Source organism: Vibrio navarrensis, assembly GCF_015767675.1.
Lineage (GTDB): Bacteria > Pseudomonadota > Gammaproteobacteria > Enterobacterales > Vibrionaceae > Vibrio.
The window spans coordinates 1451013-1473116 of record NZ_CP065217.1 but is presented as its reverse complement, the minus strand read 5'-3'; the positions used below and the strand labels follow the sequence as shown (position 1 = coordinate 1473116).

Annotated in this window: 19 protein-coding genes; 8 read left to right on the top strand and 11 right to left on the bottom strand. The window is 48.3% G+C overall.

The genetic code is table 11. From position 1 onward, the window contains the following. Window positions 1-6 precede the first annotated feature (6 nt). On the top strand, window positions 7-300 hold the full coding sequence (locus I3X05_RS06595; protein WP_337971032.1) for a helix-turn-helix transcriptional regulator: 294 nt from the start codon (window positions 7-9) through the stop codon (window positions 298-300). On the opposite strand, the gene I3X05_RS06590 is transcribed toward I3X05_RS06595, so the two are convergent. Continuing rightward, window positions 297-1490, bottom strand: coding sequence for a tyrosine-type recombinase/integrase (locus I3X05_RS06590; protein WP_039437010.1), 1194 nt, complete (start codon window positions 1488-1490; stop codon window positions 297-299). The genes I3X05_RS06595 and I3X05_RS06590 overlap by 4 nt on opposite strands. Before the next feature lie 182 nt (window positions 1491-1672). On the opposite strand from I3X05_RS06590, the gene sbcB reads away from it, so the two are divergent. The 5 genes from sbcB to purT all read left to right on the top strand — a co-directional run bounded on the left by sbcB (window position 1673) and on the right by purT (window position 6672). Further along, complete coding sequence (gene sbcB / locus I3X05_RS06585; protein ID WP_337971031.1) at window positions 1673-3094, top strand: exodeoxyribonuclease I; 1422 nt, start codon at window positions 1673-1675, stop codon at window positions 3092-3094. 48 nt (window positions 3095-3142) lie between these two features. Next, window positions 3143-3514: a CidA/LrgA family protein gene (locus I3X05_RS06580; RefSeq protein ID WP_337971030.1), complete on the top strand. Its 372-nt coding sequence runs from the start codon at window positions 3143-3145 to the stop codon at window positions 3512-3514. A gap of 1 nt (window position 3515) precedes the next feature. After that, window positions 3516-4193 (top strand): LrgB family protein, encoded by a 678-nt coding sequence (locus tag I3X05_RS06575; protein ID WP_045571553.1) that lies wholly within the window; start codon window positions 3516-3518, stop codon window positions 4191-4193. A 281-nt stretch (window positions 4194-4474) separates the two neighbouring features. Next, on the top strand, window positions 4475-5362 hold the full coding sequence (cdd, locus tag I3X05_RS06570) for a cytidine deaminase (RefSeq protein WP_045571552.1): 888 nt from the start codon (window positions 4475-4477) through the stop codon (window positions 5360-5362). A 134-nt stretch (window positions 5363-5496) separates the two neighbouring features. Then, window positions 5497-6672, top strand: coding sequence for a formate-dependent phosphoribosylglycinamide formyltransferase (gene purT / locus I3X05_RS06565; protein WP_045571551.1), 1176 nt, complete (start codon window positions 5497-5499; stop codon window positions 6670-6672). Window positions 6673-6751: 79 nt separating this feature from the next. Here purT and I3X05_RS06560 read toward each other — a convergent pair whose 3' ends face one another. Continuing rightward, window positions 6752-7405 (bottom strand): thiopurine S-methyltransferase, encoded by a 654-nt coding sequence (locus I3X05_RS06560; RefSeq protein ID WP_193166632.1) that lies wholly within the window; start codon window positions 7403-7405, stop codon window positions 6752-6754. 298 nt (window positions 7406-7703) lie between these two features. Between I3X05_RS06560 and I3X05_RS06555 the strand changes: the two genes are divergently transcribed. After that, the gene (locus tag I3X05_RS06555) at window positions 7704-8480 is read left to right on the top strand and encodes a RelA/SpoT domain-containing protein (RefSeq protein WP_045571549.1); all 777 of its coding nucleotides are present in this window, start codon (window positions 7704-7706) and stop codon (window positions 8478-8480) included. Window positions 8481-8541: 61 nt separating this feature from the next. Here I3X05_RS06555 and ltrA read toward each other — a convergent pair whose 3' ends face one another. The 4 genes from ltrA to I3X05_RS06535 all read right to left on the bottom strand — a co-directional run bounded on the left by ltrA (window position 8542) and on the right by I3X05_RS06535 (window position 12520). Next, complete coding sequence (gene ltrA, locus I3X05_RS06550) at window positions 8542-9834, bottom strand: group II intron reverse transcriptase/maturase (RefSeq protein WP_193158283.1); 1293 nt, start codon at window positions 9832-9834, stop codon at window positions 8542-8544. A 607-nt stretch (window positions 9835-10441) separates the two neighbouring features. After that, window positions 10442-10732 carry an integration host factor subunit alpha gene (ihfA, locus tag I3X05_RS06545; protein WP_039444059.1) on the bottom strand — a complete coding sequence of 97 codons (291 nt, stop codon included), beginning with the start codon at window positions 10730-10732 and terminating at the stop codon, window positions 10442-10444. Window positions 10733-11145: 413 nt separating this feature from the next. Continuing rightward, complete coding sequence (locus I3X05_RS06540; RefSeq protein ID WP_193166631.1) at window positions 11146-11787, bottom strand: isochorismatase family protein; 642 nt, start codon at window positions 11785-11787, stop codon at window positions 11146-11148. A 19-nt stretch (window positions 11788-11806) separates the two neighbouring features. Then, window positions 11807-12520 (bottom strand): NUDIX hydrolase, encoded by a 714-nt coding sequence (locus I3X05_RS06535; protein WP_337971029.1) that lies wholly within the window; start codon window positions 12518-12520, stop codon window positions 11807-11809. 285 nt (window positions 12521-12805) lie between these two features. On the opposite strand from I3X05_RS06535, the gene pncB reads away from it, so the two are divergent. Beyond that, window positions 12806-14119: a nicotinate phosphoribosyltransferase gene (pncB, locus tag I3X05_RS06530; protein WP_337971028.1), complete on the top strand. Its 1314-nt coding sequence runs from the start codon at window positions 12806-12808 to the stop codon at window positions 14117-14119. Window positions 14120-14155: 36 nt separating this feature from the next. Here the strand turns inward: pncB and I3X05_RS06525 are convergent, their stop codons facing one another. The 5 genes from I3X05_RS06525 to I3X05_RS06505 all read right to left on the bottom strand — a co-directional run bounded on the left by I3X05_RS06525 (window position 14156) and on the right by I3X05_RS06505 (window position 22097). Further along, the gene (locus I3X05_RS06525; protein WP_193185025.1) at window positions 14156-15673 is read right to left on the bottom strand and encodes an EAL domain-containing protein; all 1518 of its coding nucleotides are present in this window, start codon (window positions 15671-15673) and stop codon (window positions 14156-14158) included. Window positions 15674-15933: 260 nt separating this feature from the next. Continuing rightward, window positions 15934-18321, bottom strand: a complete 2388-nt coding sequence (pheT, locus tag I3X05_RS06520) for a phenylalanine--tRNA ligase subunit beta (protein WP_337971027.1) — start codon at window positions 18319-18321, stop codon at window positions 15934-15936. Window positions 18322-18339: 18 nt separating this feature from the next. Then, the gene (gene pheS, locus I3X05_RS06515) at window positions 18340-19323 is read right to left on the bottom strand and encodes a phenylalanine--tRNA ligase subunit alpha (RefSeq protein WP_039426129.1); all 984 of its coding nucleotides are present in this window, start codon (window positions 19321-19323) and stop codon (window positions 18340-18342) included. A gap of 210 nt (window positions 19324-19533) precedes the next feature. Beyond that, window positions 19534-20700, bottom strand: coding sequence for a GGDEF domain-containing protein (locus I3X05_RS06510; RefSeq protein ID WP_193185126.1), 1167 nt, complete (start codon window positions 20698-20700; stop codon window positions 19534-19536). A gap of 212 nt (window positions 20701-20912) precedes the next feature. Continuing rightward, window positions 20913-22097 carry a hypothetical protein gene (locus I3X05_RS06505; RefSeq protein WP_045571543.1) on the bottom strand — a complete coding sequence of 395 codons (1185 nt, stop codon included), beginning with the start codon at window positions 22095-22097 and terminating at the stop codon, window positions 20913-20915. Window positions 22098-22104: the final 7 nt, after the last annotated feature.

Genomic DNA, 22104 nt, shown 5'->3' with positions numbered 1-22104 from the left:
AGTGCAATGAACTTAGCAAATAACTATACATTTACTTACCAAGCGCCAAGCTTCCTTAATGATTTCGCCAGCAAAAAAGAACAGGCCGTTTACGATGTGTGTAAATACCCTGAATCCTCCAATAGCATCATGTGCCATCAAGAAGTGCTCGATTTCTTTCAGAAAGGCCGTACAACCATCATCCAATGGCGAAAAGAACGTGGCTTCCCTGAGCCCATCAGCAAGGCTCCGCTCCGTTGGCTGCGTAGCGCCGTGATGGAATGGGTAGAACATCAAGGCGGATTTAAAAAGGCGAGCTAACGGCTCGCCTGCTCATTTTCCAGTTCCTTCTTCACTTGCGCGAACAGCGCCTCTGCAAACGCCTCATACGCCTCTTTCTGCTCATTAATCCAATCGTGCTTGTTATAAATGGCAAGCACTCCACCCAAATCATGCCCTAGCATTTTCTCTGTGACATGCGGAGCGGTGCCAAGCGCTGAACAAATAGTCGAAATACTGCGTCTAAAATCATGCGTTCGCCAATGCGGCAAGGTAAGCAGTTGGCGCTGACGTCGGATAAATCGGTTAGCCGCGGAAATGGTGATCGGCTTATTCAACGATGCTCCGGGGAATAGATAGTCATCGTAGATATTCATTAAACGCTCGAGCATCGGTTTAATGTGTTTCGGAATAGGCCTGCGGATCGTATTGCCCATTTTGCTTAGCTCAGGTGGGACAGTCCAAATATCATTGAGCATATCAAAGTGCTGTCTGCGTGCTAAACGCAGCTCTGAGATCCTGTTACCCCATAACATTGTCATCAAATGCAGGTTCTTGGTAGATGTTCCCGCTTTGCTGCGCTCTAGCGTGATCCAGATTTTCGCTAACTCTGGTAGTGTAAGAACGCGGTCGCCATCGGTGGCTGACTCGCCAACGTCTTGCTGACGTATTTTTTCAAAGTGGGTACTGTCGATAAGGAATTTTGATTTACAGAAATTTAGACAGGCGCGCATCTTAGAAAATGCGGAGTTTGCGGTTTTGGGATTTTTGCGTGCGATCTCGTCAAACCACAGCATCCATTCTCTGGCTGTGATTCGCTCAACATCGACATCATGAAAGGCGGGGTAAAAATAGTTCTTGGCAACCGAATCGTAAAGAACGTAGGTGCCCTCTTTAAGTGTTGAGACTTTATTCTCAAACCAATAGTCGAGACACTGCTTAAGCGTGACAAAATCCGTTTCGCCAGTTAGTGCGATTTCAGGGTTTCTGCCCTCTTCTTTCAGCTCCAACATGCGTTTGTGAATCTGCCGCGCTTGCTTTAAACTCACCTGAGGATATTTCCCGATACGCAGACGCTTGTTCTGGCCGTTGTATCGGCAACGATATTGAAATGTAATTTTTGCTTTAGGCGAGATTTTAGCGATCAGCCCTTCACCATCGTTTAACTCTGGCGGGCCATCGTAAGTACTTAGCTTCTCAATCGCCTTGAGTTGCTTGTCTGTGATGCTCATTTCTTTACCTTAAAAATTTTGGACGCAGCACTTGTCAAAAATGGACACACATTTAGACACAAGTGCAAATGTAAAAACCAAAAAATCACATTAATTTTTAAGAAAAGATAGCACAAGAATGAACGCTAATCGATTGGTATTAAAGGCTTAATTTGACTATTTACGAACAACATAGAAATTTAATGAAAAACAACGAACAGCCTACATTCTTCTTTTTTGATTATGAAACTTGGGGAATAAGCCCCGCTAAAGACCGCCCTTCCCAGTTTGCGGGGGTACGCACCGACGAAAATTTCAATGTGATTGGCGAGCCGCTGGTTATCTACTGCCGATTGCCAAGCGACTATCTTCCTGCGCCAGAAGCGGCCTTGATTACCGGCATTACTCCGCAAAAAGCGATGCAAGAGGGGCTGTCTGAGCCCGAATTTATTAGCAAAATCCATGCAGAGCTGTCAAAACCCAACACCACCAGCCTTGGCTACAACAGCATTCGTTTTGACGACGAAGTCACTCGCTATACCTGTTATCGCAATTTCATCGATCCTTACGCGTGGAGCTGGCAAAACGGCAACTCGCGCTGGGATTTGCTGGATGTGATGCGCGCTTGCCACGCCCTTCGCCCAGAGGGCATTACTTGGCCGGAAAATGATGAGGGCTTTACCAGCTTCAAACTGGAGCATCTGTCCGTCGCCAATGGCATCGAACACAGCAACGCGCACGACGCGATGGCCGATGTCATTGCCACCATCGAAATGGCCAAAAAGCTCAAAGCGGCCCAGCCGAAACTGTTTGATTACTTTTTCAACATGCGCCACAAACGCAAGCTGAATGCGCTGATTGATATCGTCAATATGACCCCCTTGATGCACGTATCCGGCATGCTTGGCCGTGAATGCCAGTACACCAGTTGGGTGGTACCTTTGGCTTGGCATCCGACCAATAACAACGCAGTGATCGTGATCGATTTGGCGAAAGATCCACAGCCACTGTTTGAGCTAAGCGCCGAGCAGTTACACGAGCGGCTCTATACCAAGCGAGAAGATCTTGACGAGCTGCTGCCAGTGCCAGTGAAATTGGTACATCTCAATAAATGCCCCATTTTGGCCCCTGCAAAAACGCTGACGGCAGAAAATGCGGCGAGCATTGGCATCGACCGCGAGCAGTGTTTGGCCAACTTAGCACAGATCCGTCAACACCCAGAAGTGCGTGAAAAGTTGGTGCAACTTTTTTCCATTGAACGCGAGTTTGCCGATAGTGACGATGTCGACAGTAAATTGTACGACGGTTTCTTCTCACCAGCCGATCGCGCCGCGATGGAGATAATTCGTCAAACCGAGCCAAACAACCTCGCTGCGCTCGACATCACCTTTAACGACAAGCGTATTGATCCGCTGCTGTTTCGTTATCGTGCGCGTAACTATCCGTGGACATTGGATGAGAGCGAACAACGTCGCTGGGCCAACCATTGCCGAGAGTACTTCGAAAGTCGTATTGAAGAGTACATGCTCAATTTGGAAAACTTGGTGCATGAGCACGAAAGCGATGAAAAGAAAATAGCGATATTGAAATCGGTTTACCGCTATACTGAGAGCTTGATCTCATAATTATCGAGCGCCATACGGCGTTGACTTAGCAGTGTGTTTCTACTCAAGATGAAATTCTCTTTGAAAACCCTACTTGGCCTGATGTTGTCATTTGGCCTTATTTTTCTTTCGCTCAGCATCGGCATGGCGATTTCCCACTGGCTAGAAACCTCCATTCCTGCCAGCGTGATTGGCATGCTGGTGCTGTTTCTCGCCATGGCGAGTGGGCTGGTCAAAGTCGAGTGGGTCAAGCCGGGCGCAAGTCTGTTGATCCGCTACATGATTTTACTTTTCGTGCCAATCAGCGTGGGTTTAATTGAGCATTTAGATCTGTTACTCGCCAACGCGCTGCCCATTTTAGCCAGTGCGATTGGTGGCACCTTGATCGTCTTGGTCAGCCTCTCTTGGCTACTTGATCGCATTTTGCGTAAGGAGAGCTAATATGTGGTTACTGGTTACTCTCCTGGTGTTTTTCTTTGCCCGCTGGCTGGCGATAAAAATCAACAAGCCGTTGGCGAACCCTTTGCTGATCAGCATCGGCATTTTGATCCCGCTGCTCACTTATCTGAAAATCCCGTTTGAACGCTATTACGCCGACAACCAGTGGATCAGTGACATGCTGCAACCCGCTGTGGTGGCGCTGGCTTATCCGCTTTACGAGCAGTTGCCGCAAATCAAAGCCAATTGGCGCATCATCACTTTCGCTTGCCTGATCGGCAGTGTGATGTCGATGATGACCGCGACCGCTATTGCTGTGCTGTTTCACGCCGACATCACGCTTATCGCCAGTTTACTGGGGAAATCAGTCACCACACCGATAGCGATGGAAATTTCCAGTCAGTTGGGCGGCGAAGCGGCGGTTGCTGCCATCCTCGTGCTGCTGGTTGGCTTATTTGGCGCGATTCTCGCCTATCCTATTTACAACTTTATTGGCATAAAACACCCGATCGCACGTGGTTTAACCATGGGCACGGTATCGCATGCACTCGGCACCGCCACTTGTGCGGAGAAGCAGCCTGGCGATGCCGCATTTTCTTCACTTGCTCTGGTCCTGTGCGGCGTGATCACCTCTATTCTCGCACCCAGCTTCTTCGCTTTCGCCCTTTGGGCATATCACTAATGGTCAGGCCCAATCTCGGGCCTGTACGCGTTGATCTTAAACCGTCAATCACTCGCTAAAATGGCAATATTGGTGTTAACTGTAGACTTTGAAAGATAAAAATCGCCTTGGAAAAAACTGCGACCTCGTTAACAGTTATTTTCGATGCAATCGAATACATGTGTGAGCTCACTCTAATTATGCAACGTGCAAATTCGTTGCATTTTTAAATGTGAGATAAATCACTGTAGGTTTTTGTCGTTCGCATAGAATATCCTTCCATGCAATAACAAGGATTCATCATGAAGAGTCGTATTGAACAAGCGCTAGCAAGCGCACCGGCATCAATTTCTCAATACCTTGCACCTATCGTTTCAGACGACCATTTTGACGCGACCCTTTCCAAACAGCAGTTCGATGAACTATTGGAAAAAACAGGACTGGCAGACAACGAACTGCGTGTCGCGCTGTTGCCTTTCGCGGCGGCTTATTCTTACGCCCCCATCTCAGAGTTCTATGTTGGCGCGATTGTTCGCGGTCTATCCGGAAAGCTCTATTTTGGCGCGAACATGGAATTTAATGGCGTACAACTGGGCCAAACCGTCCACGCCGAACAAGCGGCGATCAGCCATGCGTGGATGAAAGGCGAAGAAGGCATTGCTGACATCACCATTAACTTCAGCCCTTGCGGACACTGCCGCCAGTTTATGAATGAGCTCTCTACAGCGAAAGTGCTGAAAATTCAGCTACCTCAGCGCGACGAGAAAGTACTGCACGATTATCTGCCCGATTCTTTTGGCCCAGCTGACCTTGGCATTGAGTCCGGCCTGATGACGAAAGTCGATCACGGTTTTTCCACTGACGAGAGTGACGAGCTGCTCAAAGCTGCCATCTCGGCGATGAATCGAAGCCACGCGCCCTACACACACAACTTGAGCGGTGTCGCTCTGCAAGTGCGTAGCGGCAAAACCTATCTGGGTGCTTATGCGGAAAACGCCGCTTTCAATCCTAGCCTCCCACCGCTGCAAGTGGCCTTGATGCAACTGCTGCTCGACGGTGAACGCTTTGAAAACATCCAATCTGCTGCTTTGGTCGAGAGCCATAAAGGCAAAATCAGCCACCTTGCGTGCACCCAATCTACCCTTGAAGTGATCAACCCTGATATTCCGGTCACTTACCTCAATATCTAACGCATTTCCGTTTGCCCTGTTTTACGCAGGGCTTTCTTTTTTCCCCACTGGCAAACGTTTGCTTTGCTTGTGAATTTGGGTATCATCCCTCGCTGATTATCTTATTGCTCTCACTCTCTAAGGAAAAACAAACTATGTTCGGTACAGCTACCCGCGAAGGAGCAACTCGTGTACTACTGCTGGGTTCAGGCGAGCTCGGTAAAGAAGTGGCGATTGAGTGTCAACGCTTGGGTCTGGAAGTGATCGCCTGCGACCGCTATGCAGACGCTCCCGCCATGCAAGTGGCCCATCGCAGCTATGTGCTTAATATGCTCGATGGCGACGAACTGGAAAAAATCATTAAAGCGGAAAAGCCCGCCTTCGTCGTACCAGAAATTGAAGCTATTGCCACCGATAAACTGGTAGAGCTAGAAGAACAAGGCTTAAACGTGGTTCCTTCTGCCAAAGCCGCCAAACTCACCATGAACCGCGAAGGCATTCGCCGTTTAGCGGCTGAAGAATTAGGGCTAGTCACCTCGCCTTATCGTTTTGCTGATAACTACGAAGAGTTTGTCGCTGCGGTTGAAGCGGTCAATATCCCGTGCGTGGTTAAGCCCGTGATGAGCTCTTCTGGCAAAGGACAGAGCGTGATCACATCTGCCCAAGATATCGAGAAAGCTTGGCAATACGCACAAGAGGGCGGCCGCACTGGCGCAGGTCGTGTGATTGTCGAAGGGTTTATCGATTTTGATTATGAAATCACTTTATTGACCGTAAGAGCGGCTGATGGCGTGCACTTCTGCGCGCCAATTGGGCATCGCCAAGAAGATGGCGACTACCGCGAATCTTGGCAGCCACAAGCCATGTCAGAAAACGCGCTTAAAGCCGCAGAGTACACTGCTGAAGAAGTCGTCAACGCCTTGGGTGGCTACGGCATTTTTGGCGTTGAGCTGTTTGTTAAAGGCGATAAAGTGATCTTCAACGAAGTGTCACCTCGCCCTCACGATACTGGCATGGTAACTATGATTTCTCAGGAAATGTCGGAATTTGCATTGCACGTACGCGCCTTTACTGGAATGCCGATTGGCAAAATCGTCCAGTACGGTCCTTCCGCTTCAGCGGTGGTACTTGGCAACGGCAAATCAGCCAACATCCGTTTCGATGGGATTGCCGATGCACTCGAAGCGCCGCAAACACAACTGCGTTTGTTTGCCAAGCCGGATATCGACGGGCGTCGTCGCCTTGGGGTTGTCCTCACTCGTCGCCAAGGTTTAGAAAAAGCGATTCAAGGCGCGATAGACAGCGCGAAAAAAGTAAAAGTGATTTACTAAACTGGGACCGTTTCAAGCGATACCATTCTCATGACTGAAAAGGGTTGGCATTTCGCCAACCCTTTTACTTTCAATTCAATTAGGCAATAGATTCAATCAAGTAAACATGCTCAGCAAACCGACTTAACCCTTTTTGCGCAATTTTAGGATGACGTTCATCGGCAATGTCTTCAAACAGATGTGTCACCTTCATACCCGCGAAAAGGCGCTCTACTTCGCTTTGCGCGACGCTAAAAGGCGGTCCTGACATCTCTTCTTGCGGATAATCCAAGGTGATCAACAAAATCCGCCCACCCGGGTTTAATAGCGAACGCACTCGCTGCACGTATTCAAGCCGCATCTCTTGGGGCAGCGCAATCAAGGCTGCGCGATCATAGACAATGTCTGCTTTGGAAAGCGGCGCCGTGAAGAAATCACCAGCATAAATGGCGAGTTCATCAAACTGATACAGCTCATGTTGGCCTGACAGTGTGGTCACCGTCGGGGTGTAAAAGTGCTCTGCAAAAAACGCCCGAACCGCAATTTGGCTGAGCTCTGCCCCTTCGACGTGGTCATGTTTTGTCGCCAGCCAAGCTAAGTCTTCCGATTTACCACACAGTGGCACAAGTACCTGTTCACTGCGCTTAGGCTTTGTTTCCTGCCAGAAGCGCACCAGCAGAGGATTAACGTCTTCGAGGTGGAAACCGATATGATTGGCGGCCCATTTGCTGTGCCAAAATTCTGGATCTCTCATGGCTATCTTTCTTTCAAAGTGACTTTCGCCCTAGCCTAACCAAAAAGAAGCGCTGAAAACAGAAAAATGTTAAGCCCATTCACCTTGTGTTAATCGAACGACGTTAAATTAGCAACTAAACGGAAAAGACGACGTCGAAGACGGTAACCATAACAACGTGATGCGGAACACAGTTAAACAAGGTATTAACTCGCAGGTCTTGTTTTTTGTCATCACACCCCAATTAATTAGATAGCTTGATTTGTGTTTTAGCCTTTACCTGCACCGTTTACTAGGACAAACAAGTTAAGGAGAATGAATGAGCTTACTTCTTCGTACTACCGCACTGATGCTTTTGTTACTGAGCCGTGCTCCCGCATTTGCGGCTATTCCAAACGACCCCTCGAATCAAGAAGAGCCGCGGGCAAATAGCCAAGGTCAGGTCTCTTCCAAGCTTTTCCGCCACAGCCTGAGTGGTTTATACGGCATTCAATCGACTGATACGCAGCCCACTCAGCCCTACAGCGACTTCGACATTCTTTACAGTAAAGCGCACCAAGCCCAGCTTGAGTTGGAAACCATTGTCAAAAGCACGGCCCTGCTAACCGATACTCATCCCTATTTTGCAGGGGTAAAATCGGCGCAACGAGCTAAAGAGAAAGTCGCGTTAGAGTTGCACGGTGATGCGAGTCGAATCACTGACTTGGCTCGCGCAACGATTGTGGCCAATGACGTAGCTAGCCTAGTGAGTGTATACGAGGCTTTATCGCGAGAAACTCGCATTGTTAAAGTGAAAAACCGCTTCAAAACGCCAGCCGAGTCAGGCTACCGTGATTTGAACCTGTTGGTGCGTTTGCCCAAAACCAACCTAGTGGCTGAAGTGCAATTGCACTTAAAAGCGATTGCGGATGTAAAAAGTGGTCCAGAGCACGATCTGTATGAGCAGATCCAAACCATGGAACGTCAAGCTTGCGCAGCTCAGCGCGACTTAAATGAAATGGAGATGGCCGCAATCAAACAACTGAGGAATCAATCGAAGAACCTTTACCAAGAGGCTTGGCAACCGTATTTGACTACACATCTAGAAGCTGCGTAAAACACTAGATCAAATGGCCAGCTTGAATCGAGTAGGAGGAGGCCTCACGGCCTCCGTCCTCTCACACCACCGTACAAGCGTGGGTCGCATACGGCGGTTCCGAATACACTTTTAGTGACTCATACCCATCTCTCAATGAGTAAAGCCCCCTCTCCTCGAACCATTTGATTGGCATTGCGTGATTCAACTGGGGCGAGAGTGCTAAGCGCCACCACCCTTTATCTGACATCGCCAGCTTCCACGCATTTCGCTCTGTTACACCTTGTCGTTGTAACCATGTCGCTATGCTGTATCTGCGTTTGCGCTGTTTCAGGCGGTAGCATCTCAACCGACGCCGTATCCATTCGTCTAAGCGCTGCATCGCACTTTGACCTATGGCGAGCTTGAAGTAGTGCTGCCAACCTCGTAGGTATTGGGTTAACTCGGTGAGGATTACCGACAACTCTCGACCTCGATTTCGCTTCGTTATTTTCCGCACTCGCTTCTTCATTTGAGCTTGTGCCGATTTTGATATCTGGAGGGTTCCGTCTATCTTGAAGCTATGGCTTAGGTAAGCTCGCTCCGTCACTCTTGTTGCTGCACTTTTCTCACGATTTACCGTGAGCTTTAGCTTCTGCTCCAAGAACTCCGTTATCGACTCTTTGACTCGATGGGCGGCTTCCTCACTAAGAACGTAGATTTGGCAGTCATCTGCATATCGACAGAACTTATGCCCTCTTCGCTCTAACTCTTTGTCCAGTTCATCTAATACAATATTGGAAAGTAACGGAGATAATGGCCCACCCTGTGGTGTTCCTCGTTGTCTTCGCTCTACTAACCCATCTCGCATTAAGCCTGCCTGTAGATAGGACCTGATGAGCTTTAATACTCGTTTATCACTAATGTCCTTAGATAATCTGTGCATCAGCCTATCATGGTTCACCGTGTCGAAGTATTTGGCTAGATCGATATCCACTACATAACCCCGCCCTTCTCTGATATAGCGGCTTGCTGCCGCAAGCGCATGATGCGCACTGCGGTTCGGCCTGAACCCGTAGCTGCTGTTGGAGAACGTCGGCTCATAGAGCTCTGACAGTACTGATGTGATCGCCTGTTGGACTATCCTATCCAGTACCGTAGGGATACCTAATTGCCTGACGCCACCATTCGGCTTGGGGATTTCTACACCCAGAACTGGTTGAGGTTGGTAGCTTCCGTCCAGAAGACTCTGGCGGAGCGCTTGCCCATTTGAAGCTTGTCGAAGTTTAGAGATGGTCGCTGTGATGTCGAGTCTGTCGACACCTGCGCACCCCTTGTTCTTCTTCACGCGTCGAAGGGCATGGTTCAAATTCGCTGAGGAGCTGATTTGTTCCATCAGCGGAGTGGGGGTCACCAAGACTCGTCCTCCTTTCTACGCCGATCATGCTTGTCATTCTTCGTGACCATGAGCTTTACTTGCGGTATTGCCTATTGGGACGTAGAGATGTTTTCCATCTTGCTATGACTCCACATCATTGAGTAAATAGTGACTGCTTCTTGATATATTCAGTTCTGGCCTTCCTTTGAGTTGTACTTCCTCAAAGTACTATGCCTTCTGCTGACTTCTCATTGCCCATCACACAACATCACTGCTGTGTTGGTCTCATCTGAGACAGGCAATGAGCTCTCCCGAGGTAAGACGTTGCTCTTTCCCTTGGTCATGCCTGATTTACCTATACACACTTCCCGTCGAGGCATTGGGCTATTCTATCTATTGCTAGGTTACCCAAGTTGTACAGGCCTACTATCAGGTTTCTGTTCGTCACAACCAAGTTTTGCCGTTTGCTTCCTTCAGGTTTCACCTCACGGTGAACACCCTTGCATAGGCTAACGGTTCTCGCTCGACTGAGCCCGTAGAGGACTTTCACCTCCTAGATCAACGCCATGCTCGGCGCACAAAGACAAAGACCACGCATTGCGTGGTCTTTGTCTTGGGAAATCGATCAAGGTTTTATATTCTCAACCCTGGCTTTCAATTTTTGCCCCGGACGGAACGTGACAACACGTCTGGCTGTGATTGGAATGTCTTCGCCTGTTTTCGGGTTGCGGCCAGGTCTTTCATTCTTATCACGTAAGTCAAAATTACCAAAACCTGATAGTTTCACCTGCTCGCCGTTTTCCAGTGCTTTACGAATCTCTTCAAAAAACACCTCAACCGTTTCCTTGGCGTCCCGTTTACTGAATCCAAGTTTCTCAAACAGGTTCTCTGCCAAATCGGCTTTTGTGAGCGCCATAAAAACTTTCCTCAAAGCTATGTTAAACCTTGCTACACCGTAGGTAGCGCCAAACCAATTTGCCCTACCAATCAACAACATATCGGGCTTACATCGGAAAGTGTATGCCAAGCTTCTGATTTACGCCAACTTTTTATTTGATCTAAATCTCGCCGTGCTACGATAAATCCCACAGTTTTCGGTTGGTTTTTGAAGGATTGCAACAAAAAAACTAATAAAGCATTCACTCATAAAGATATTTTCACCAAAAAAATGAAATTTATCAGCAAATAAATCTATTTGATATTTTCGATATCAATGGATTATTTTTTGTTCATCAAGAGAAAACTTCTTACTTAATCAGTGGCTTGTGTTAGCAACCTAATGCACATCATCACACGAACTCCCAGTGATTTATGTCAAAATCACTGGCTTCACAGCAAGTCAATTTGCTCTGCATCTTGAACACAAATCACACCCAAGGCACACAACTGCTCAATCACCTCTGGTGCCGATTCAGCAAAGACGGCTTTAGTGGCTGCCAAGTTCAACACGACGCGAAAACCCGCCGCGATAAGTTGCTCAATCGATTTTTTCACGCAGAAATCGAGCGCTAAACCGCCAACGATCACCGTGTCAATTTGATTGGCACGCAAAAACTCAATGCCACCCGTGGATAATTTTTCTGCCTGATCGTGATAAAACGCGCCATAAGGATGCGCATCAGGATCGATGCCTTTATTGATTTGAAAGTCGTATTCACGTACCGATGGGAGCCCTGGAAGCAACTCGACACCCGGCGTGCCAACCACACAATGCGGATTCCATTTGATGTCTACTTCCGGCAACCCCACTGGATCGAGCATATTGGCGGGGGTTTTTGCTTCCCACGCTGCGCCCGGAGGGTGCATATCACGCGAGACTAGCTTCAGCTTGGTTTTTTGATGGTTGCGTGTCAGTTCATCAACGATTTCTAGCGCACCAGTGACGGGCAGCTCCAACGGACACAACTCGCTAAACCCCTTCTGCGGGTCCACATCTAGTGCGGCTGTCGTTTCTCTGTTAATACGAATCATGGTAATTATCCTCGTTGGTCTAACGTAAACACGTCTGAAAATAAGTGACGTGTTTATCAGCCAAACTATAAACTTGAGCAGGTTTGCCACCTTTGCCTTTATTACTGGCGGCTATCTTGTTGGCACTTTCAATGACCCCAGTATCGATAAGACGCCGTTTAATGGTCATGCGATTGACTTCCACACCAAACTGGGCATATGCGGAAATGATGTCAGAGACGAGAAACTCTTTTTCCAAAGTAAACAGCAACACCGAGGTGTATTCAATCGCCGCTCTGAGTTTTGTCCATGCCAGTTTGATTAAATCGGCATGGTCAAAGGCCAGCGCCACTTCACCGTTTAAAATACGCTCAAGCGCAAACCAACCCAGCTGTTTGTCGCACAACCCGCAATTATCTATCTGTTCCACATTGGTTTTATTGAGTAGCGCGTAATGAGCGATCGTCACACTCCACCCTTCTGGATCTCGTTTCGGGTTTCCGTCCACCATCGGCTCACTGATGTAATGGGGATAAGTGTGAATTTTCTGTCGGCAGATGCGCCTTCTCGCTGAATCAAAATCCGCATCCGCAGCCTGTCCTCCCTGAGCGCTCAGATCGTGTTCAAAAACAAATCCACCCGGAATCGACCACATGCCAAATTGAGGCCGTTCAGGATTGTTGCGCTTAATCAGCAACACGTCTAATCCGTTTTCGCCCAATTTCAGACAAATCATATCAATGGTGACTATCATTCGACGTCTCTCAAAGCATTGTTCTGCCAATACCTTACTGATGGTGTTGTTTGAGGTCAATATGAAAGTAACGATTTGTTATTAACTGCGAGCACACTCAATTCACGCCTAACCTAAGAGAGCGGTCATGCTTATTGAGTATTGCTTGCTTAGTGTCGCACAAGCCTTGTCAATAAGGCAAATCGTAGTTAATAACAAAGTTTGACAAACCAAGATGAGTTGATTAGAGTTCAGCCATACTTACAAACAAGATGTTCTTAACCTAGTTTGGGTGGAGAGGATTTCATGAGCACAACACTTTTTCTATCGCCTATCATTCAGAGCGCTCTCGATCTCGATGTGTATAAAATCAACATGATGCAAGCGGCGTATCGCTTCTACCCAGACACGCAGGTACGTTATGAACTGATCGTGCGCTCCGATGATGATCTCTCTGATTTGATTGAAGAAGTTCGCCAAGAAATTGAAAAGCTGGCACTGCTCACCTTTACAGCCGAACAAATCGCATACTTGAAAAATCAAGCGTCTTACTTAACAGGCGAGCTTCTCGAATACCTGCGCCATTTCCGCTTTGTGCCGCAACAGCAGGTTCTGCTTGAGACAGTGCCCAACCAGAGTGGTCAATCCCAACTGCGCGTTGCTATCCAAGGGATATGGCACGAAACCATCTTGTACGAAACCTTGGTGATGAGCATTATCTCCGAAGTGAGAAACCGTCGCCGCTGGCATAACATCCCCTACTCGCAGTTTGAGCAAGTGCTCTCTGATAAAATCAGCCAGTTAAAAAATGAACTGCAACAGCGCCACATCGACAATTTCCGTTTTTCTGAAATGGGCACGCGTCGACGTTTCAGTGCCAAGGTGCAACGGGATACATTGGACTACTTACGCACTCATGTTCCGGAGCTGCTTACTGGCACAAGCAATTACCATTTAGCCCAAGAATTTGCACTCACCCCTATTGGCACAGTGGCGCATGAGTGGTTTATGGCACATCAAGCGCTCGTCAATGTACAAGACTCACAACGCGTGGCATTAGATAGATGGCTCGCAGCATTTTCAGGCCATTTGGGGATTGCGCTTACTGACACCATCGGCATCGATGCGTTTTTGCAGGATTTCAACGCACAAAGAGCCAATGCTTATGTCGGCGTTAGGCACGACTCTGGCTGCCCATTCACTTGGGGCGACAAAATCATCAGCCACTATCAATCGCTTGGTATTGACCCGTTGAGCAAAACGTTGATTTTTACTGACGGCCTGGATTTTTCCCGCGCGCTGGATATCTGCGAGTACTTTGCTGGCCGTGCGCAAATCAGCTTCGGCATTGGCACATTCCTCGCCAATGACATGGGCGATTGGCAAAATGCGCAAGGCGAACGCTATCAACCGCTTTCCATGGTGGTCAAAATGGCTGAGTGTAACCGCTCGCCCGTCGCCAAAATCAGCGACGAACCAGAAAAGGCGATGTGTGAAGACATCTTCTTCCTGCTCAACCTCAAGCAGCGCTTTGGCCTCCCACTTGAGATGGATGACGTGATCGCCACCCTGACCAGTTTACAAAAGACGCAGAGCATTTCATTTCAGCATGTCGCGTAGTAGTACTCATATCGCTCCACAGAGACGCCGACACGACTAAAGCTGCTGTAAGAACTCAGACAAAGGCACTGGCTTAGCGAATAGAAATCCTTGCAGATAGTGCACATCGTGATGTCGCAAATACTCAACTTGCTCCTCACATTCAACGCCTTCGGCAATAAGATTGAGAGACAGACGCTTGGCAAGTTCAATCGTGCTTTCAACTAGGTGTTCAGCGACCGGGTCTGCGCCTATGTTTTTGATAAATATCTGATCAATTTTTAAGTAATCTAAGTCGATTTTTTGCAGGTTGATCAAACTCGAGTGCCCTGTACCAAAATCGTCGATGGCAATTTTACAGCCCAGTTGCTTGACTTTGCGGAACAAAACATCTGTGGCATCAGAAAACTCAAGCACCTCTCGCTCGGTTAATTCAAGTACCAATATGGCTCTATCGCAATCAACGAGATTATAGAACGCCTGACATTCAGTAAAAAGATCGTCATTCTTACAATGCTGGGGAGAAATATTGATCCCAACATGAAATTCGTTCGGCAAAACATCTCTATATGCTCGTAACTGTCGCGCCGTTTCTTTAAACAATAACTGTGTCATCGGAATGATAAGTCCAGATTCCTCCGCTTGAGGAATAAAAAGATCCGGCCTGACGAGCCCCTGAATCGGATGCTGCCAGCGCATCAAGATCTCAATACCCGTTATTTCTTTGGTTTCAGCATTTACGATAGGCTGAGCATAAGGAATAAATTCATTCTGTCGAATAGCACGTTGCAGCTCTGCATCTAATGTTTTGGGACGGTTTGCAAGCCACCAATAGCACAGAGAAAACGAGCCCTGCATAAACAGAATCAAGAGGATATAAAATTTTCGCTCGTGCCAAAAAGCATTCCAAGTGGATGGATAAGAGAAACCGGATTGAATGGCAAATGGAAACTGACTGGACTGAGTATGTTGAAAAATAATCAGTCCTTCTGTGGGGTCTTGCCGTGTCATTCGGCCCTGCTCATCCAGCCAAGCATCACCGATTTTTAAGAACATAGAGAGTGCTTCAGCAGAAGATTGATTTAACGCGTGGCGAATATGCAAGCCATCAATACCACTCAACGACACTTTATTATCCTGGGTTGTGCGCACGACAACCAGTGGATGCTGTGATTCCACTTTACTCCCTTTCATTAATAGCAGCTCTCCAGAGACATACGCTTGCGGCGTGTCGATAAATGAACGCTCTCCCCACAGCGAAGTGCAATATATTTTATTATGATGCGCTAAGTTTGTGGTTCTAACAAAAGGTGTCGTGGCAACTATTTTCCGCAGTTCAACAATAACGTCATCACAACTTTCTCCATTGCTAACAATAGATAATGTTTTTTGATTCGCTTCTTTTCCGTAGTTAAGAATAGATTCGATTTCTAACGCTATTTTCTGTGCATACTCTTGTGATTTCTCTTTGTGCAAACTAACAAAATAAAAATGGGAAACCTGTAAAATAAGAAAACAAGGTAGAACGGTAAGAAAGAGAAACTGAATCGGCTTTATTTGGCCTTTATTAATCATTATTTTCTTCATTATTATTTTAACCATCTTAAATAATTCATGCCTCTAATTTATTGCGGCAGACTCTACCGTATTCAGAATCTTGAAGTGTTAAGTATAAGTTATAATTTAAAAAAATAACGATAAATCTACTCAAAAATGTAGACGACATTATAAGCGGCAAACTGGATTGGTAAGGTGTTCTGTCGATAAAAAAACGGCCCATGTGGGCCGTTTGTCAAAGCTAAGTTCTGCTTGCTAGCAACTTATTGGTTTTGCGCTTAATCGCGCAGTGACGCACCGAATTTTTCAGCAACGTGCGCGACGATAGCATCAACCGCGCCTGCGATATCCGCATCTTCCAACGTGCGTTCGTTTGACTGCAGTGTCAGGGCGATAGCGAGGCTCTTCTTGCCTTCTTCCACGCCTTTACCGACATAAACGTCAAACAGTTTTGCCGCTTTCAGGAACTCACCGCCCGCTTCCAAACACGCATTAACGATGTCGCCAGAAGCGACTGTTTGATCAACCACTACTGCGATATCACGACGGTTGGCAGGGAACTTAGACAGCGCCACCGCTTCTGGGATCACTTTGCGATTGATCGCAGACCATTCGATTTCAAACACAATCGTACGGCCGTTTAGACCAAACTTGCGCTCAAGCTCTGGGTGAACCGTACCAATCACACCGATTTCTTTTCCATCGAGCACGATAGCCGCCGACTGACCAGGGTGAAGCGCTGGGTGCTTGGTTGCCACGAAGCTGTACGCTTTGTCGTTGGCAGAGAGTTCAAGAATCGCTTCCACATCGCCTTTCAGGTCAAAGAAATCCACCGTATTGGTGTCGATGTTCCAATGCTCTTCGCTGCGAGTACCGGCAATCACGCCCGCCAGCATCGGCTCTTGGCGCATACCGTTTTCCGCTGATTCACATGGAATGAAACGCAAGCCATATTCGAACAGACGAACGCGTGGCTGTTGGCGTTTTTGGTTGTGAACCACCGTATTTAGCAAGCCTTGAATCAGGCCAAGGCGCATCGCTGACATTTCTGCAGAAATTGGGTTTGGCAGAATGAGAGCCTCGACACCCGGAACAACCAGTTTTTGTTGCTCTGGTTCAACGAAGCTGTAAGTGATCGCTTCGTGGTAACCACGATCAACCAGCAAATCACGCACGCGTTTTAGTGGCAGTTTGGCTTCTTGATGATCGTGCATCTTCAGCGCAGCTGTTGGGTTTTGGTTTGGAATGTTGTCGTAACCGTAGATACGGCCCACTTCTTCCACCAAATCTTGCTCGATTGCAATATCGAAACGCCATGTTGGCGCTACCGCAACCCAGCCTTCAGCCGTGGTTTCGACTGCCATACCAAGACGCTCTAAGATTTCAACCACATCGCTGTCGGCAATGTGATGGCCCAGAAGGTTATCCAGTTTTGTACGGCGCAGTGCCACTTTGTTTGGCTTAGGCAAATCAGCTTGTGATTCTACCTCCACAACAGGGGCTACTTCACCACCACAGATTTCCACCAGCAGCGCGGTCGCACGCTCCATTGCGCTCACTTGCAGTGCGTAATCGACACCGCGTTCAAAGCGCATTGAAGAATCGGTGTGCAAGCCATAGCTGCGCGCGCGGCCACGAATGTGGTCTGGTGCAAAGAAGGCACACTCAAGCAATACATCTTTGGTTTCTGCGTTAACACCAGAGTGCTCACCACCAAAGATTCCCGCAATCGCCAGCGCTTTGTTGTGGTCTGCCACAACAAGAGTATCTGCATTGAGTTCTGCTTCGCTGCCGTCTAGTAGAGTCAGCTTCTCGCCCTGCGCTGCCATGCGCACCACAATGCCGCCTTCGATCTTCGCCAGATCAAACGCATGCATCGGTTGGCCTTGCTCAAGCAAGATGTAGTTAGTGATATCCACCACAGGGTCAATAGAGCGAATGCCACAACGACGCAGTTTTTCTTGCATCCACAGTGGCGTTTGCGCTTGAACGTTAACGTTCTTCACCACACGACCAAGGTAGCGTGGACACGCCGCCGGTGCTTTTACTTCGATAGATACTTTGTCGTCAATCGAAACCGCCACCGCTTCTACAGAAGGCTCGGTGACATCAGCACGGTTAAGTACGCCCACTTCACGCGCCATACCACGGATGCTGAAACAGTCGGCACGGTTAGACGTTAGATCCACGTCCACCGTCACATCGTTCAGAGCGAGGAAATCACGAAAATCCATCCCCACTGGCGCATCTTGTGCCAGTTCCATGATGCCGTTTGATTCCACATCGATACCTAGCTCGGTAAACGAGCAAAGCATGCCGTGTGAAGGTTGACCACGCAGTTTGGCTTTTTTGATTTTGAAATCGCCAGGCAAAGTGGCACCGACGGTTGCCACGGCCACTTTCAACCCTTGGCGACAGTTGGCCGCGCCACAGACGATATCGAGAAGCTCTGCTTCGCCTACATCAACTTTGGTCACGCGTAATTTGTCGGCATCTGGATGCTGACCACATTCTACAACGTGGCCAACTTTAACCCCGTTAAACTCGCCAGCCACAGGCAGAACATCGTCGACCTCTAGGCCAGCCATGGTAATTTGATGAGTAAGTTCGTCAGTGGTAATCGCAGGATTTACCCACTCACGAAGCCATGATTCGCTGAATTTCATTGTGCTTAAACCTCTGGATTACTTGAACTGTTTCAGGAAACGAAGATCGTTTTCGAAGAAGGCGCGCAGATCGTTCACGCCGTAGCGCAACATGGTCAGGCGCTCAACACCCATGCCGAATGCGAAACCAGAGTATTTTTCAGGATCGATGCCTACGCTGCGAAGTACGTTCGGATGAACCATGCCGCAACCCAGCACTTCTAACCATTTACCGTTTTTGCCCATCACATCAACTTCTGCTGATGGTTCAGTGAATGGGAAGTAAGAGGGACGGAAACGCACTTCCACTTCTTCTTCAAAGAAGTTACATAGGAAATCGTGCAAAATGCCTTTCAACTGCGCGAAGTTGACGTTTTCGTCAACCAGCATACCTTCCACTTGGTGGAACATTGGCGTGTGCGTTTGGTCGTAATCGTTACGGTAAACACGGCCCGGCGCAATGAAACGGAACGGCGGTTTGCCATTTTCCATGGTACGGATCTGCACACCAGAGGTGTGTGTACGCAACATCAGATCTGGGTTAAAGAAGAAGGTATCATGATCAGTACGCGCTGGGTGGTCTGCGGCAATGTTCAGTGCATCAAAGTTGTGGAATGCATCTTCAATTTCAGGACCAGACTCAACGTTAAAGCCAAGCTCACCAAAAAACTGTTCAATACGCTCAACGGTACGCGTCACTGGGTGCAAACCGCCGTTTTCGATACGACGACCCGGTAGCGTCACGTCGATCGTTTCCGACGCCAGTTTCGCCTCAAGCTCTGCTCGTTGAAGTGCATCTTTACGCACCGCTAAAGCGTGTTGAACAGCCTCTTTCGCTTTGTTGATCTCTTGACCCGCTTCACGACGCTCTTCCGGTGGCAATTTACCTAGGCTTTGCAGTTGAGCAGTTAGCTCGCCTTTTTTGCCCAGATACTGAACTCGCACTTCATCAAGTGCGACAAGCGACTGCGCGGCATCGATCGCAGCATTCGCGTTAGCAATGATCTCTTCTAGATGTTGCATCGTTTCCTCATCTACCTTTTGGTAGTGTCCATAAGGGAGTAATTGGTACTTTTTTGATAGTCGTACATAGTAGCTAAAGCCGCCACTAATGCCAAATTGAATTATTAAAAGAAGAGGTTATTGAATAAAAAGGCGTCAAAGCAGCACAATTCAGGCTTTATCAAACAAATTTGACGCCTGAATTGCGACAGGAAGATGAAACAGATGCGGTTATTGGACTTGATATTGGGAGGGAGGCATCCCCCTCGCGTTTTTCTCGGAAAAGTGCTCGCCCTGAGTGGTCATGACTCGGTTTTTGCCTTGGGATTTGGCGAGGTACACCGCGTCATCGGCCGCTTTGATCAGATCGGTGTAGGTTTGCATCTCTTTGGTACGCTGCGCCACGCCGACACTGATACTGCCGCGCCATGGCTCCATACCCGTTGGGATCAGTAAATTAGTCACCTGTTTGCGCACCAGTTCTGCAATATGCAGGCCGCCTTGCAAATCGGTATTGGGGCAGATAACCAGAAACTCATCGCCCCCCAAACGACACACAATATCGTCACTGCGGAAGCTGTGTTTTAAGCTGTGCGCTAGCTCTTTTAACACCGCATCGCCCGCGTCATGTCCGCAACTGTCGTTTACCTGTTTAAAGTAGTCGGCATCCACCATGATGCACACCATCATGTCGCTTTCGGTGTGATTCTCTTCCCACAGCTCTTTTAAGGTGCGAATGGCAAAACGCCGATTCGGTAATTTGGTCAGTGAGTCGGTAAACGAAAGCACTTCAAGTTGCTTGTTGGCTTCCACCAACTGACGGGTACGCTCTTCGACTTTTTGTTCAAGCGATTGATTGAGCATCAGCAGCTCACGGTTGCGCTCAGACACTTGCATAAAGAGCGCACTGAGTGCGTCTATCAACGGTTTGGTCGACGCATCGGCTTTGCGCTCTTCCTGCTCAAAAGCCGCTTGGGGAGAAAGACCCGATTCTATTGCGCGCACTTGCCTTGCCATATTTTGATCGATGCCAAGAATATGGTACGCCAGCCAGTGAATGAGGAAGTTGAGGAGTTGTTCGGCCGATTCACGATTTTGATCGCTAATGAAGCTTTGCATCGTCATGACATCGCTCATAAAAGCGCGATGGATCTGAATGTGGTGTTCTAGATGCTGATGGTAAATACCCGCCTTACGCATCAAGTTTTCTTCTTCTTTGAAGTGAAACTCCGCATAACGCGATAGCTCAAACAGCGCCATCTGGATTCCTTGCAGCGAGATGTTATTTTCCGATAGAAGCTCACCATATTTATTGATAAATCCCACCAGAAATTGATGCTGCTCGTCCACCTCATCAAGGCCCGTTTCGAAGTTTTTATCCCACTTGAATGAATTCAACATGCCATCCTTACTGCAGCTCCGCGATCACAGAACGTCGCCTATCGGTGCTCAAACTATAAGAGAATTTTATCCTCTTTAGCCAATAAGGGCTTTAGGCAAATGTTGAAAAAAAGAGGTAGATCGGATTTGAGCCACTATCTGTGCTCAGTTACTTATAATCCACCTCAATTATTCAGCGCAAAACTTGCACCACTAGCGAAAACAGATAACTAAAAATAATAGTCCATCGCCAGTTCAACAAAATCATCCCGACGCGCGAAGTAGAGTTGATCGCTTGGCGTGTCGTTGGCAAACAACCAAGCGTCCAAGCGCCATTTCCATTGATTGTTGATGCGCCGGCTCGCTTCCAGTTTGGCGTTGTACACATCGTGATTGTCGAGATCTTGCGTGACGCCCGCGAGCACTTCCGTTCCCTGCTCATCGTTAAACGCTAGGCGCATGCCAGCAAACAGATCGTTTTGACCAAGACTCTGCGCCTTGCTACCACGGCTGTCGTAAAGATATTCGGCAATCCACCCGACATCCATCTGGCTGTCAAACGCGCCAACCCAAGTGTATTCAAAACCCGTCACTACGGCGGTGTGGTTGTCTAGGCTGTCGCGATAAATGCTTTCTAGCTTCCACAGCCAATCTCCGACAATGCCTTGAACATCCAGCCCAACTTGGCTCATCTGCGCGTAGTAAGGATGAAGTTTCCCTTGCTGAAACTGGAAATAGGGGTCGCGGTTGGTGCCATGAAAGTAACTCAGCCCAAGATCCCAATCGCCAAGCATGCGAGTGTAACGTAGCGCATAGTCAAGATGGTGCTCTTTTCGGGACGATTCATAGCGAGCGTCTCCATCGACGACAGGATCGCTTCTCAGCCTCCCATCTTCGCCTGAAAAGGTGCGCTCGCGAAAATAGGGCAGCAGCATCGCATCAAGCGTGCCCCACTCTTTAACACTGGTTAAATGCAGCATCGGCTGGCCTAGCTTGTCTTCACCATCGACCGATTCCACCGCATCGGTTTGATTGACCACATCCACCAGATGCGCCGATTCCGTCACGCCCCAAAACACTTTGCCAATCCCTAGTCTGAGTTCGTAGTCACCCCAGTAGTTGAGGTACAGCGCTTCGCGAATATCGCCGTGGCTGCGCTCTTCATCCTCGCTGTCTAAGCGGTAAAAAGGCGTGAAGGTAAAACGACCATTCCCTTCTGCTTGTTGCCAGTCAAATTCGGGCTGCAACACCAACGCGCTCTGCCCTAAATTTTGCCCTTGCAAGCCCGATTGAAAAAACTGCCGATGCTCCACGCTAACCTGTCCAGCCAGCTCAACGCCAAAACAAGGTAAGGCGATCACCGTCGCAAGTCCGGAGGCCAAAATCTGGCCTCCATTGATTGTCCAACGCGTCATGTCACTC